13 protein-coding genes are annotated in these 15,029 nt (G+C 41.8%); 12 read left to right on the top strand and 1 reads right to left on the bottom strand.

Going from position 1 to position 15,029, the window contains the following annotated elements; genetic code table 11:
• Nucleotides 1–142 precede the first annotated feature (142 nt).
• On the bottom strand, nucleotides 143–1,033 hold the full coding sequence (locus tag AC1Z3K_RS07785) for an ArsR/SmtB family transcription factor (protein ID WP_426083665.1): 891 nt from the start codon (nucleotides 1,031–1,033) through the stop codon (nucleotides 143–145).
• 221 nt (nucleotides 1,034–1,254) lie between these two features.
• Between AC1Z3K_RS07785 and arfA the strand changes: the two genes are divergently transcribed.
• The 12 genes from arfA to araA all read left to right on the top strand — a co-directional run bounded on the left by arfA (nucleotide 1,255) and on the right by araA (nucleotide 14,989).
• The gene (arfA, locus tag AC1Z3K_RS07790; protein ID WP_461732508.1) at nucleotides 1,255–2,736 is read left to right on the top strand and encodes an arabinosylfuranosidase ArfA; all 1,482 of its coding nucleotides are present in this window, start codon (nucleotides 1,255–1,257) and stop codon (nucleotides 2,734–2,736) included.
• A gap of 28 nt (nucleotides 2,737–2,764) precedes the next feature.
• Nucleotides 2,765–4,036, top strand: coding sequence for an ABC transporter substrate-binding protein (locus AC1Z3K_RS07795; protein ID WP_461732396.1), 1,272 nt, complete (start codon nucleotides 2,765–2,767; stop codon nucleotides 4,034–4,036).
• Nucleotides 4,037–4,258: 222 nt separating this feature from the next.
• Nucleotides 4,259–5,155, top strand: coding sequence for a carbohydrate ABC transporter permease (locus tag AC1Z3K_RS07800; protein WP_426083669.1), 897 nt, complete (start codon nucleotides 4,259–4,261; stop codon nucleotides 5,153–5,155).
• 12 nt (nucleotides 5,156–5,167) lie between these two features.
• Nucleotides 5,168–6,034: a carbohydrate ABC transporter permease gene (locus tag AC1Z3K_RS07805; RefSeq protein WP_426083671.1), complete on the top strand. Its 867-nt coding sequence runs from the start codon at nucleotides 5,168–5,170 to the stop codon at nucleotides 6,032–6,034.
• A gap of 10 nt (nucleotides 6,035–6,044) precedes the next feature.
• Nucleotides 6,045–6,614 (top strand): DUF624 domain-containing protein, encoded by a 570-nt coding sequence (locus AC1Z3K_RS07810; RefSeq protein ID WP_461732397.1) that lies wholly within the window; start codon nucleotides 6,045–6,047, stop codon nucleotides 6,612–6,614.
• Nucleotides 6,611–8,131, top strand: a complete 1,521-nt coding sequence (locus tag AC1Z3K_RS07815; protein ID WP_461732398.1) for an alpha-N-arabinofuranosidase — start codon at nucleotides 6,611–6,613, stop codon at nucleotides 8,129–8,131. The genes AC1Z3K_RS07810 and AC1Z3K_RS07815 overlap by 4 nt, the downstream gene beginning before the upstream one ends.
• Nucleotides 8,132–8,140: 9 nt before the next feature.
• Nucleotides 8,141–9,109: a glycoside hydrolase family 43 protein gene (locus tag AC1Z3K_RS07820; protein ID WP_426083677.1), complete on the top strand. Its 969-nt coding sequence runs from the start codon at nucleotides 8,141–8,143 to the stop codon at nucleotides 9,107–9,109.
• A gap of 167 nt (nucleotides 9,110–9,276) precedes the next feature.
• Nucleotides 9,277–10,725: an alpha-N-arabinofuranosidase gene (locus AC1Z3K_RS07825; protein WP_426083679.1), complete on the top strand. Its 1,449-nt coding sequence runs from the start codon at nucleotides 9,277–9,279 to the stop codon at nucleotides 10,723–10,725.
• Nucleotides 10,722–10,964, top strand: a complete 243-nt coding sequence (locus AC1Z3K_RS07830) for a DUF6171 family protein (protein ID WP_426083681.1) — start codon at nucleotides 10,722–10,724, stop codon at nucleotides 10,962–10,964. The genes AC1Z3K_RS07825 and AC1Z3K_RS07830 overlap by 4 nt, the downstream gene beginning before the upstream one ends.
• Before the next feature lie 205 nt (nucleotides 10,965–11,169).
• Nucleotides 11,170–12,774 carry a xylulokinase gene (locus AC1Z3K_RS07835; protein ID WP_461732399.1) on the top strand — a complete coding sequence of 535 codons (1,605 nt, stop codon included), beginning with the start codon at nucleotides 11,170–11,172 and terminating at the stop codon, nucleotides 12,772–12,774.
• A 69-nt stretch (nucleotides 12,775–12,843) separates the two neighbouring features.
• On the top strand, nucleotides 12,844–13,539 hold the full coding sequence (locus AC1Z3K_RS07840; protein ID WP_461732400.1) for an L-ribulose-5-phosphate 4-epimerase: 696 nt from the start codon (nucleotides 12,844–12,846) through the stop codon (nucleotides 13,537–13,539).
• Nucleotides 13,540–13,564: 25 nt separating this feature from the next.
• Nucleotides 13,565–14,989, top strand: a complete 1,425-nt coding sequence (araA, locus tag AC1Z3K_RS07845; protein WP_461732401.1) for an L-arabinose isomerase — start codon at nucleotides 13,565–13,567, stop codon at nucleotides 14,987–14,989.
• The last annotated feature ends 40 nt before the right edge of the window (nucleotides 14,990–15,029 follow it).

The following is a 15,029-nucleotide window of genomic DNA, read 5'->3' on the forward strand; positions in this document are numbered from 1 at the left end:
TCGAAAATCATTAGACATGCAGAGGTAACTACTCAATCAGAAATAAACCGTAAAATACTGAAAATGTTGGTAGCCATTTTCGTATCTTGCGGTTTATTTTTTGAAGCAAAGCCAAAAGAGCTCTGCTTTTTTTCTATGCTGCTTAGCTGTAATAGACTTTAATTTTAATATCCTGATCGTAGTTGCCGAAGCCCCGACCGAATAGAGTACAGCCGCCGATGTTTTTGGCATTTTCTTTTACCTCGACCCTTAGATGCCAGGTATCTTCGTGGTTGGGAATATCTGCAATAGTAATATCGGATAACGGAACACCATCCATATTTGTTAAATGCTTGGTAATACGAATCGTTTTCAATAGACCATACTGATTCAAATTATCCGGGTACCACTCTGGTGTATATTTTCCACGTATATCTGCGAAGTCGCCGGGACTTGTCCAGGTCCCTAATTCAATGCCGTTTAAGCTAAAGGTAATATCTGACGGCCAATTGTCATTGGAAAATGGAAATTCAGAAGAAATTTCCATTGAAATTTCCAGCATTTCCAACTTTTCCTGCTCCGATAAAAAATTAGGTGTTTGGTACTCTACAAAGCCTTGAGTAAACCACAGGATTCGTGCATCCATTCTTCTAGTATCCATAAAGTATTTCGGTTCATCGACATCGCCGATAAATTCATTAATCGTAGCCAAACCACAGGTGGGCTCGACCAGATAATTCGTATAATGTCCGACAGGGATAAAGGTTTCTTTGAAATCAAAGGCATTAAAGATTTTTTCGGGAAAATTAATATCGATTTTATCTACCCGAAGGCTGGATATTTTCTTTTGCCCTATTTTTTCTGTTTTGATAATATTCGCTTCTTCCAGCTTTTTGATATGCATGGTTACAATTGCACTGCTCAGTCCAAGCGCAGTTGCCAGCTCCTTCACGCTCATCTTGTTTTTTGACAGCAACTGAATGATTTTAATTCGCACATTACTTGCTAAAGCTTCATAAACCGGCAGGGCTTCTTCATTGATTTCCAACTGCATGGGAATCACCTCACGTTGATTATTCTTTCTTAGTAACTATATTAGCATATATGTTAATTATGTGAAACAAGATTATTCTATATACTTGATTATTAATATAAATGTTAATTTAATCATTAAATAAAATATTTAATTTAACAATATTATTATTGACAGCGTTTTCAAATTGATTTATTATTTAGTTAAATATTAAAGGAGGCTAGATTTTGAAGGCGAAATTGATGATTAATAAGTATTTTTCGATTTCTGAAGTGGATCCAAGACTCTATGGTTCGTTTATTGAGCATATGGGACGGGCAGTGTATGAGGGAATTTACCAGCCGAATCATCCGTCAGCGGATGAACAGGGCTTCCGTCAGGATGTCCTTGCTTTGGTAAAGGAATTGAAGGTACCTCTTGTTCGTTATCCTGGGGGGAATTTTTTATCTGGTTATAACTGGGAAGATGGTATTGGGCCTGTCGCGGAGCGGCCCAAGCGCCTGGATTTAGCGTGGCGGACGACGGAGACTAACGAAGTTGGACTCCATGAATTTTACGAATGGGCGAAAAAAGCTGAGACAGAAATCAATATGGCGGTGAATCTAGGAACACGGGGAATTGATGCTGCAAGAAATTTAGTAGAATACTGCAATTATAAAGAAGGCAGCTATTGGAGTGACTTGAGAAAGAAAAATGGCTTGAAAGATCCGTTAAATATTAAAACCTGGTGCTTGGGTAATGAGATGGACGGTCCTTGGCAAATCGGTCATAAGACAGCAGAAGAGTACGGACGGCTGGCTGCGGAAACAGCGAAAGCGATGAAGCTGGTAGATGATTCAATTGAACTGGTCGTTTGCGGCAGCTCACACAGTCATATGCCTACCTTTGGTGATTGGGAGCTGGAGGTGCTGGAACACACATATGATTATGTCGACTATCTTTCCCTCCATCAATATTATGGTAATCAAGAGGATGATTTAGACAATTATCTCGCTCGTTCGTTGGATATGGATGCTTTTATTACAGGAGTTACGGCAATGTGTGATGCAGTGAAGGCGAAGAAACACAGCAAGAAGCAGCTGAATTTATCCTTTGATGAATGGAATATCTGGTATCACAGCAATGAGCACGATGAAACGGTTAAGCCGTGGCAGGTTGCACCGCCATTATTGGAGGACCACTACAATTTTGAAGATGCCTTGCTGTTAGGCTGCTTGCTTATCACCTTGCTGAAGCACAGTGATCGAGTAAAGATTGCTTGCCTGGCTCAGCTGGTAAATGTGATTGCACCGATTATGACTGAAAAAGATGGCGAAGCATGGAGACAAACCATTTTCTATCCCTTTATGCAGGTATCCAACTTTGGTCGAGGCACTGTTTTAAAGCCTTTGATTGAATCAGAAAGCTATCAAACAAAGGATTTCGAAGCAGTACCCTATTTGGAATCAATTGCTGTATTGAATGAAGAAGCCAACGAGCTGGTGGTATTTGCTGTTAACCGTAGTCGGGAGCTTATGGATTTTGCGATAGGCACCAATGGCTTAGCTATAAGGGAAGTAATAGAATTTTCGCAGTTAAGCGGCTTTAAAATCAAAGAAGTCAATACGAAAGGAGTAGAAAAAATCAAACCAGTACAGTCAGATAGCTACACACTGGAAGAAGCCGAAATCAACTGTCAGTTGCAGCCGTTGTCGTGGAATATGGTTCGTTGCTCATTAAAATAGTAGAACAAAATTTAAGGGGGATGTCAAAATGAGATTCAAGAAGTTTTTATTAGGATCAATGGCAGTTTTAGTAGCAGGAGTGCTGGCAGCATGCGGTGGAGGTTCTTCTTCTGATGGAGGCTCAGAGGATGGTGTAACGTTAACCTTCTGGAATGGCTTTACTGCTTCGGATGGTGAAATTTTACAAAACATTGTTGATGACTTTAATAAAACCAATGATAAAAATATCAAAATTGAGATGGATGTTATGACTTGGGCAAACTTGAACGAAAAGCTGCCGCCAGCTATTTCTTCAAAAACAGCACCTGATTTTATTGCATTAAATTATCCTGATTTTGCTCAGTATGTTGAAAATGGTGCTGTTCAGTCCTTGGATGATTTTTGGGATTATGACGGGGTAGATAAAGCGGACTTTACCGAAACAGCTGTAGATTTAGGAAAAGTAGAAGACAAGCAATACTTCATTCCTATGCAGGTTCAGGGTATGTACATGTATTGGAACAAGGATTTATTTAAAGCGGCTGGCTTAGATACTGAAACACCGCCGAAAACCTGGACTGAATTGACTGAGATGGCACCGAAGCTGACAGACAGCAGTAAGAATGTTTCAGGATTTGTATTTAACAAGGATGGTACGGCTCCTCTTTACAATTGGATTCTTGCCAACGGCGGCAAACTGATTAACGATGACTATACGAAATCTGAGTTTGCTTCTCCAGAAAATTTAAAAACCTTAAAGGCCATTCAGCAAATGATTCATGTTGATAAGGCAGGTCCGGAATCAATTTCTGGTGCTGAGATGGATAACTTGATGAATGCAGGGCAGCTTTCCATCGAAATTAACGGTCCATGGCTGAATAACGGACTAAAGGCAAACGAAATCAACTACGGTGTGACTACATTGCCTCAAGCAAGTGAGAGTGGTGAACAAACGGCTATTCTTGATGGTGTAGGCTATGCTATTCCAGCAAGTACGGACAGTAAGAAAAAAGAAGCAATCTATGAATTCCTGAAATATTGGAATACAACAGAAATTGGTAAAAAATGGAGTATCGAAAATGGTTTCCCGGCATACTTAAATTCTGTAGCTGAAGACGATGAAGTGAAGAACAATGAGATTGTTTCTGAGCTTTCTAAGCAAATGGATTACGCAGAGCCGTTTCTACCTGGATTTACTAAAATTTCAGCAATCAATAACGATATTATCAATCCGATGATTGAAAAGCTATTGGCTGGAGAAGATCCAGAAAAACTAATGAATGATGCAGACAAAGCAATCAATGACTTACTAAGCCAGTAAGCTAGTCGTTCTGAATCGTTCCCTATTTTAAATAAATGCCGGAACAGAGGTGCGGGCAGAAAACTACTGCACGAAACACAATCAAAAATGGTCGATGGAACGGGCAGGTATAGTGTTTGCCTATTTTAAAAGAAAATTAGAATAGTAGACCGGATTAAATTTTTGACTGCTCCCCTCTGTTCCAGCTGTGTTTAAATCTTTTATGAAAATGAGGTGTATTAGTTGAAATCATTAGCCAGATATTGGAATCAGCCCAAACGGGCAGCCTATCTATTTTTACTACCATCTTTTCTGGTACTGCTGCTGTTCACAGTCGTTCCTTTGCTGGGAACCTTTGCTATCAGCTTTACGGACTTGAATATCTTCTTTACTTCAAGAAATATAGTGGGTCTGGATAATTTTATGCGGATTTTTAGTGACGAGCGGGCGGTTAATTCCCTGCTGCATACTTTATATTTTACGATTTTGGAAACACCCGCTCAAATTATTATCGGATTATTAGCTGCTGTTGTTCTTTCTAAGAATACAAAGTTCAATAAATTCTGTCGTTCCACCTTCTACATTCCTGTAATTTGCTCGCTGACATCAATTGCTATTATTTTCTCTATGCTGCTGGATCCAAATGTCGGAGCAATTCCTTATCTGTTTTCTCAGCTTAACTTGCCGATTCCTCAATTTTTCCGTGATCCTACTTTAGCTATGCCCACAGTGGCAGTTATGACCGTTTGGAAGAATTTCGGAGTAACAATGACTATCCTGTTGACGGCAATCCAAGGAATTTCGCCTTCATTGTATGAATCAGCACAAATGGATGGAGCTACTCAAAGACAGCAATTTTTCAACATTACATTGCCGCAGATTGTTCCTTCATTAGGTTTTTGTATCTTAACCAATCTGATTGGTTCTATGCAAGTCTTCGATCAGGTGTATGTTGCAACTGCCGGCGGACCGCAATTTAAGACAGAAACAGCTGTTCAATACATATACAGCCGCGGCTTTACCGCTCCTTATGAGCTGGGATATGCATCGGCGCTCTCCTCTGTTCTGTTCGTGATTATTGCGGCAATCGCCATTTCCACTAACTTGTATATGTCCCGTAAAGAAAAACAAATGAAATAGGAGGTAGCCAAAATGACAACAGAAAGTACCCTTGTTCCCGCTAATGTAAAAAAGCGGAAGAAAGCAACACCTAAAAAGATACTTAGTACGATTGGAATGATTTTGGTTCTGTGTATTATTGCTTTTCCGTTTCTGTGGCTGATTATTTCCTCGTTTAAGTATGAGAAGGACATCATTTCCTTTCCTCCGAAAATTTTTGCGGATAAGTATACGCTGGATAACTATATTAAGGTCTGGTCAACCATTCCTCTTTTAGACTACATCAAAAATACAGTTATTTTTGCTGGTGGTACGGTTATTACTTCCGTGTTTTTCGATTCGTTGGCAGGCTACGCTTTTGCCCGCATGAATTTTAAGGGCAAGTCGGCACTATTCTATTTTGTTTTACTGACCATGATGATTCCTTTTCAAGTATTTATGATTCCATTATTTATTGAAGTTAATCTTATGGGCTTGCTGGATACGTATGCCGGACTGATTATTCCAAGGATGACGACTGCTTTCGGTATCTTCATGATGCGTTCTTTCTTTATTACGCTGCCAAATTCACTGGAAGAAGCCGCTAGAATTGATGGCTTAAATGAGTTTAAAATCTTCTGGAAAATCATGCTGCCTTTGAGTAAACCAACGCTGCTGTCCTTAGGAATCTTTACACTGATGAATAGCTGGAATGACTTACTTTATCCGCTGATTCTAACCAGCAGTTCTAAAATGCGGACATTGCCTGCAGGGTTAGCATTATTTACAGGTCAGAATATTTCCTTCTATGGACCGGTTATGGCAGGAACAGTCATTTCTATGCTGCCGTTGTTGATTATTTACATTTTTGCACAGAAATACTTCGTTCAAGGAACAGCAATGTCTGGTATGAAAGAGTAGGTGAAGGAAAATGAAGCTGGTAGAAACCAGAATTTATTCACAATTAATTATGATTTCCGACTACCTGCTGTTAGGGCTGTTATGGGTAATTTTATCCCTGCCTTTAGTAACTGTGATTCCTGCATCTGTTGGAGTATTGTATGTGATTAGACAATGGGAGGACAGCTCAACAGGAAGTATTCTTCGCTACTTCTTTCAAGGAATCAAAAGGTATCTTCCGCTGAACTTATTAGTAAGTGGATTAACAATCGGAATCTTTGCCATAGTAAATAACCTGATGTCGGAAAGTAGTCAGCTATTAATTATCAGCGGTTATGTTATTTCTATTGTTTATTTAATGTTTCTATTTTCCTGGATGTATCAGTGTGTCTGGTTGGAAAAACAAACGGTTTTCCAGCTGTTTGAACAGAGTGCATTAGAGCTGATTCTATATTTCTTAAGAAACTTATTATGCTGCGGCTTAACCGTTTCATTTACAGTGCTGGTCTTTCTGTTTCCGCCATTCATTTTCATTTTTGCCGGCGGCTTCTGGAAGGTAATTGCGCTTATACTATTTAGAAAATGTCAGGTGATGAAATGAACGAATCAATAATTAAGGTACGTAAAGACTTTTTAGTGGGAGAAATCAGTCCTCGGCTTTTTGGCTCTTTTGTGGAGCATATGGGCAGCGTTGTCTATACTGGGATTTTTGAGCCGGGGCATCCACAAGCGGATGAAAACGGCTTTCGTCAGGATGTTTTAGCCTTAATCAAGGAGCTGAATCTGGGAGTCATCCGCTATCCAGGCGGTAATTTTACTTCTGGTTATGATTGGCAGGATACGATTGGTCCTGTAGCAAATCGCCCGAAAAAAATTGACTTGGCTTGGCGGGGAATTGAGCCTAACACTTTTGGACTGCATGAATTTTTTAACTGGCTGAGTCACACAGAGGCAGAGCCGATTTTTACAGTGAATCTAGGTACAAAAGGAATTGATGATGCCCGCAATATTGTAGAATACTGCAACTATCCAAGGGATTCTTACTGGAGTGATATGCGTAGAAAAAACGGTCAGGAAGCACCGTTTAACATCAAGCTATGGTGTTTGGGAAATGAATTGGACGGTCCTTGGCAAATCGGGGCTAAAAGTGCCTACGAGTACGGGCGAATTGCCAATGAAGCGGCTAAGGTAATGAAGCTGGTAGATGAATCGATTGAAGCAATTCTTGTGGGAAGTTCAACGCCAAGACTTGCCAGCTATCCGGAATGGGATCGAATTGCTCTGGAGCAGGCGTATGAAAACGTTGATTATCTTGCCCTGCATAACTATATCGATAAATATGATGAGGATGATCTGACAAAACCGCCGAAGAATGAGCGGGATGATACACCCACTTATTTGGCCAAATCCTATCGGTTTGACCGGCAAATAGAAGAGGTAGTTGCTGCTTGTGACTATGTAAAAGGTCTTTTAAGAAGTGAAAAAACGATGTACCTAGCTTTTGATGAATGGAATGTTCATGCTCAGCCGGAAAAACAGCATCAGGATTTTGAAATCGGCAGTCCGATTGACTGGTGCTATTTCACGATGGAAGATGCTTTGTTGTTTGGTTCTTTAGGACTTGCTATTTTGAGGCACGCAGATCGGGTAAAAATTGCCTGTCAATCTCTGCTGGTAAACACCATTCCGTTAATTTTAACTGATAGGGAAGGAAAAGCTTGGTGTAATCCAACCTACTATATCATGGCGCATTTATCAAATTACGCCAAGGGACGGGTACTATCTCAGAACACGACAGGTCCAACCTATGATTGTGAAAAAATTAAAAATGTTCCCTTTGTCGATAGTGTGGTTGTTGAAAATGAAAAAGAACTGGTCATTTTTGCCGTTAACCGGACAGACCAAAAGCAGACAATAATCGTCGATCATGATTTTTCACTGGCAGAAAATGGGGAACACATCCAGCTGCAAAGTGAAGAACTGCTGGACAAAAATCGGCGGGAAACACCAGATAAAATTCAGCCAAAAAAACAGACTGTTTCGATTGATAAAGAACAGACTGTGACAGTGGAAGTCGGCAAGTATTCATGGAATGTATTTAAAATAAAAAAAGTATGAGGGATTGTTATGACAGTAAAAACGACGTATAAAAATCCGATTGTGATTGAACGAGCGGACCCTTGGGTCTATAAGCATACAGACGGCTACTATTATTTTACCGGCTCAGTGCCAGGGTATCAGTCAATAGAGCTTCGCCGTTCTAAAACACTAGAGGGTCTTGAAAGTAGTGAACGGCTAGCTGTCTGGCAGGCGCCGGCAACAGGAAAAATGAGCCAGCTAATTTGGGCGCCGGAAATTCATTTTCTTAATGGCTGCTGGTATATCTACTTTGCGGCAAGTGATGATGCTGAAATTAGAGACCGAACCCATCACCATCGGATGTTTGTAATTGAGAATAAACATGAGGACCCGATGAATACCGACTGGACTGTGAAGGGGCAGCTGGAAACAAAATTTGACAGCTTTAGTTTGGATGGTACAGCTTTTGTTCATCGAGAGCGTCTTTACTACGTTTGGGCACAGCAGGACCCGCGGATTCCCGGGAATTCGAATCTATATATTTCAGAGATGGAAAATCCCTGGACGCTTAAAGGAGAGCAGGTACTATTATCTATACCGGAATATGATTGGGAAAAAATAGGCTTTTCCGTCAATGAAGGAGCCGCTGTTATTAGCAGAAACGGCAAAGTATTTATTGCGTATTCGGGTAGTGCGACGGATGAAAATTATGCAATGGGTCTGCTGTGGGCGGATGAGGCGGCGGACTTACTGGATGGCTATTCTTGGCATAAGCTGCCGGAACCGGTGTTTGTTTCGTCAGAGAAACATAGTCAATTTGGTCCAGGCCATAATTCTTTTACCCGCAGTGAAGATGATACAGAAGATGTCTTGATTTATCATGCCCGTCCGGAAAAAAACAAGGCTGGAGATCCATTGGATAATCCAAACAGACATGCAAATGCACAAGTGTTTACCTGGAATGAGGAGGGCTTTCCAGTGTTTGGCGAGCCAGAACCGTATACAAGAGAGCTATAGTCTTGATGAATGGGTAGTCCAGCATAAATAATTATTTCATAAAATCAATAGAAGTCCTGTTAAATGATCCAGTGTACAAGAAAAAGCTTTTATCTGTAAGGTAAGTCAGAGAAAGAGAAGTATAACTGATTTATTTAACAGGGCTTCTATAGTTAAAGGAGAAATAGATGATAAAAATTTTAAACCAAAAATCAGGAGTGGAAATTAGTAAATACATTTACGGACATTTTGCTGAGCATCTGGGACGGTGTATTTATGAAGGCCTGTATGTTGGAGCAGAGTCAGAGATTCCGAATAAAAACGGTATGCGGCTAGATGTAATAGAGGCTCTGAAAGCTATTGAAATTCCTGTTCTTCGCTGGCCAGGCGGCTGTTTTGCAGATGAGTATCATTGGAAGGATGGGATTGGACCAAAAGCAGAACGGAAAAAAATGGTGAACACTCATTGGGGCGGTCTTACTGAGAACAATCACTTCGGCACCCATGAATTTTTTGAACTGGCAGAACAATTAAACTGTGAGGTTTATGTCAACGGTAACGTAGGCAGCGGGACAGTTCAGGAAATGCAGGAATGGGTTGAATACATGACCATGGCAGGAGAATCGCCAATGGCAGAGCTGCGGAGAAAAAACGGCAGAGAGACTCCGTGGAAGGTAAAGTTTTTTGGTGTAGGGAATGAGTCCTGGGGCTGTGGCGGTAATATGCGGCCGTCCTATTATGCGGATCTTTACCGTCAATATCAGACCTATGTTCGCCAGTATGGAGCAGAAGAAATCTATAAAATTGCCTGTGGTCCTAACGTTGACGATTACCAATGGATGGAGGAGGTCCTCCGGATTAGCGGGCCTTATATGGATGGCATTAGTCTGCATCACTATGCCTTAACTGGTGCTTGGGAGGACAAAGGACCTGCCTTAGGATTTACGGAAGCCCACTGGTGGTCGCTGCTGGAAAGTGCTAAAAAGATGGACAAGTTAATCACCAAACATACAACAATTATGGATAAATACGATCCGGATCGCCGAATCGGTTTGATTGTGGACGAATGGGGCTCCTGGCTGGCACCGGAAGCGGGAACCAACCCCGGTTTTCTTTACCAGCAGAATACGATTCGCGATGCTATGGTTGCCGCGCTGACTTTGAATATCTTTCATAAACATGCAGAGAGAGTTCAGATGGCGAATATTGCTCAGACAGTGAATGTATTGCAGGCGATGCTGTTGACGGAAGGGGATAAGCTGGTAAAAACACCAAGTTACTATGTATTTGAGCTGTATAAGGTTCACCAAGGTGCCCAACGGCTGGATTGCTATGGGCAGACACCTGAACACGTATCGTATACTGTTTCCCGAAAAAAGAGCATTGTTAGTCTATCTATATGTAATTACTCATTAACTAAGACAACAGCGGTGAAATTTGAGCTGGAAACACCGATTAAAGAAGTATGCTCCAGCCGCTTCATTCAAGGGATGACAATGGATAGCCATAATGATTTTGCGCATCCGGATACAATTGTTCTTCAGGATTTTACAGAATACAATAGTCAAAATCAGCATTTGGAACTCTCACTTTCACCAAAATCGATTCTAACGATTCAGCTGGAGCTAAGTGAATGAGTTGTAAAAACTGTAATCCACAGTCTTTTTTGCTGAACAATCAAACAGTAGCAGAGTTAATAGTAGAGCAGTTAGCGATGGAAAGAGAGCTTGCATCTAAGGAAATAGCGCAGCGGCGAACGTTAATTTGTGAAGAGTGCTGTTTTCGCTCTACCCATACCTGTACAGCGTGCGGCTGTTTTTATCAGTTTCGGGCATCTTTGAAAAATAAATATTGCCCTAAAGGCTACTGGTCGTAATCTGAAAATAAAGTACGTACAAATACCGAATAAATTATTTACATGTACGTACATAAATGCTATAATTCTTCTTGAAAGATGGAATACTTCTTTTGAGAAGGATTTTTTATGTCGTTAGTTGTTAACTAGGGCGTGTCTGAATAATAAAAAGGAAACCAGTTTTTCAGACACGCTTGAAAATGAAAACGTATACAGGAGGATTGAGATGAACGCAGAGAGTGTAAAGCAATCGATTGTTCTTGGGAAAACGTCTCTTGGAATAGAACTGGGATCAACCCGTATTAAGGCGGTGCTAATCGATGAGCACCAGGAGCCTGTTGCATCCGGCAGTCACACTTGGGAAAATCAACTGGCAGATGGCCTGTGGACATACAGCTTGGAGGATATCTGGTCAGGGCTGCAGGATAGCTATCAGAATCTAAAAAAAGATGTTTTTCAGAAGTTCGGTGTCAAGCTAACCAAAATTGGTGCAATGGGTTTTAGTGCGATGATGCATGGTTATATGGCTTTTGATAAAGAGAATCAGCTACTCGTCCCTTTTCGAACTTGGCGTAATTCAAACACTGCAGCGGCTGAAAAGGAATTGACAAAGCTGTTTAACTACAACATTCCACAGCGTTGGAGTATAGCCCATTTGTATCAGGCGATCTTAAATCAGGAAGCTCATGTGGAAACTATTCATTATTTTACTACACTAGCTGGTTATGTTCATTGGCAGCTGACAGGAGAAAAGGTTTTAGGAATTGGCGATGCTTCTGGAATGTTCCCAATAGATCCTGCTGTAAAAAATTATGACCAACGTATGATTACAGCCTTCGATAAGCAAACTGCTAAGCATAATTACTCTTGGCAGCTGCAGGATATTTTGCCTAAGGTGCTGGTCGCAGGTGAGCCGGCTGGTCTGTTAACAGAAGCTGGTGCGAAACTGCTTGATCCAACAGGTGATTTAATCGCTGGAATGCCGCTGTGCCCGCCGGAAGGCGATGCTGGAACAGGCATGACAGCTACCAATAGTGTAGCAAAAAGAACGGGGAATGTATCCGCCGGTACCTCTGTTTTTGCGATGATTGTACTGGAAAAGGAATTGAAAAAAGTTCATCCAGAGCTGGACTTGGTTACAACACCTGCTGGCGACTTAGTTGCTATGGTCCATGCCAATAATTGCTCATCTGATATTAATGCCTGGGTGAAGCTGTTTGAAGAATTTATTAAGGTCTGTGGTTTCGAGCTGTCGACAGAAAAGCTGTATGAACTGCTGTTCAATCAGGCGCTGCAAGGAGATAAGGAATGTGGCGGTTTGTTATCCTATGGCTACTTCTCAGGGGAAAATATTACTCATATTCCAGAAGGGCGGCCGTTATTTGTACGGACACCTGACAGTCGTTTCAATCTGGCAAACTTCATGCGGGTTCATCTGTTCACTGCTTTTGGTGCGTTGAATATCGGTATGAAGATTTTAGTAGAAGAAGAGCAGGTTCAAATTGATAAGGTCCTTGGACACGGCGGAATCTTTAAAACAGAAGGCGTTGCACAAAAAATACTGGCGGCGGCCATCGATACGCCGGTTTCACTAATGGAAACAGCTGGAGAAGGCGGAGCTTGGGGGATTGCCTTGTTGGCGGATTATCTGAGCTATGCGAAGGAAAATCAGTCCCTAGCCACATATTTGGAGCAGCAGGTATTTGCCGGAGAAGCAGGCAGCGAGCTTGCTCCTGATCCAGAAGATACAGCTGGTTTCGAACAGTTTGCACAACGTTATAAAGAAGGCCTGCCGATTGAAGAGGCAGCAGCAGCTTATTTAAATCAATGAGCCGGCAGTCATGACGAATGAACAAGTGTTTTAGGGAATAAGGCTAGTTGAAGACAGGAGGACAACACTGTGTTGGAAGCATTAAAAGAAGAAGTATACTATGCGAATTTGGAACTTCCCAAGCAGGGGCTAATTAAATACACATGGGGAAATGTTAGCGGAGTTGACCGTGAACAGGGCTTGTTTGTAATTAAGCCTTCTGGTGTTGATTATGAAACACTGAAGCCCTCTGATATGGTCGTTTGTGATTTGAAGGGAAACGTGGTTGAGGGGACATTGAATCCTTCCTCCGATACGCCAACCCACGCAGTTTTATATCAATCGTATCAAGATATCGGCGGGATTGTTCATACGCATTCGCCATGGGCCACTATTTGGGCACAGGCTGGCTTAGATGTACCGGCTATGGGAACTACTCATGCAGATACCTTTTATGGAACGATTCCTTGTGCCCGTTTTTTAAGTCAGGAGGAAATCGATCGAGGCTATGAAGAAGAGACTGGCCGCGTAATTGTTGAGACTTTTAAAAAGCGGGAAATTGATCCGATGGCAGTGCCGGGAGTACTACTTCATGGACACGGCCCCTTCACTTGGGGGAAAAATGCAGATAGTGCGGTAATGAATGCAGTAGTCTTAGATGAGGTCTGTAAAATGAATTTATATGCCCGTCAGCTGAATCATTTTTCTGAAGAACTGCCTCAAAGGATTTTAGATAAGCATTATTTACGAAAACATGGCAAAGACGCTTATTATGGACAAAAATAAAAACGAATCAGAAGGAGAGAGAAGTATGTCAGCAATGGATAAAAAAGAATTTTGGTTTGTCGTAGGCTCTCAGCATTTATATGGAGAAGAAGCATTACAGGAGGTTCGGGCTCATGCAGAGGAAATGGTCCGTGAACTAAATAGCAGCGGTACTCTACCTTACCCAGTGGTCTTACAGGAGCTGGCAGTGAAGCCGGAAGTTATTACAAAAATTATGAAGGAAGTCAATTATCGGGATGAGGTTGCCGGAGTAATCACTTGGATGCATACATTCTCGCCGGCAAAAATGTGGATTCGAGGAACGAAGCTGCTGCAGAAGCCGTTGCTTCATTTAGCTACGCAGTATAATGAAAGTATTCCTTGGGAAACGATTGATATGGACTTTATGAACTTGAACCAGGCGGCTCACGGCGACCGGGAATACGGCTTTATCAATGCTCGTCTGAAGAAAAATAATAAGGTAGTTGTCGGATACTGGAAGCGCCCTGAGATTCAAAAGCAGATTGCTGAATGGATGGATGTTGCAGCAGCTTACAACGACAGCTTTAAAATCAAGGTTGCCCGTTTCGGCGATAACATGCGAAATGTTGCAGTAACTGAAGGAGACAAGGTTGAGGCTCAAATTCAATTTGGCTGGACTGTTGACTATTATGGTATTGGCGACTTAGTTCAGTACGTCAATGCAGTTAAGGAAGAAGAAGTAGAAGCTCTGTTTACGGAGTATAAAGAACTGTATGATTTTGACTATGGTGAATATGACCATGATAAATGGGAAGCGCATGTGAAGGTACAGGCTCGTCAGGAAATTGGTTTGCGCCGGTTCTTGGAAGCTGGCAGCTACAATGCGTTCAGTACAAACTTCGAAGATTTGTACGGCATGCAGCAGCTGCCTGGTTTAGCAGTTCAGCGTTTGATGGCAGAGGGCTACGGTTTTGCCGGCGAAGGAGACTGGAAAACAGCAGCAATTGACCGTTTAATGAAAGTAATGGCGCATAATAAAAACACAGGGTTTATGGAGGATTATACCTATGAACTGGCGGCTGGACATGAAGCGATTCTGCAATCCCATATGATGGAAGTTGATCCAACTTTAGCGATGAACAAGCCTAAAATCGTTGTTTCTCCGTTATCTATGGGGGACAGAGAAGATCCGGCACGTCTGGTCTTTGATGGGAAAGCTGGCTCTGGCGTCGTCGTTTCCATGGCTGATTACGGAACACACTATAAGCTGCTGATTAATGAGGTAGAATTGTTTGAACCAACGGAAGCGGCACCTAACTTGCCGGTTGCCCGTATCCTTTGGGAGGTTAAACCCAACTTCCAGGATGGTGTGAAAGCTTGGATTGAAGCTGGGGGCGGACACCATACAGTAGTTTCGCTGAATTTGACCACAGACCAGATTGTTACCTGGGCGAAGATGGTTGATTTGGACTATGTGCTGATTAAATAAGAGAAGCAGTTACATTTGAAGGGAATATGTAAGACACCAG

This window comes from Enterococcus sp. LJL128, assembly GCF_056924295.1.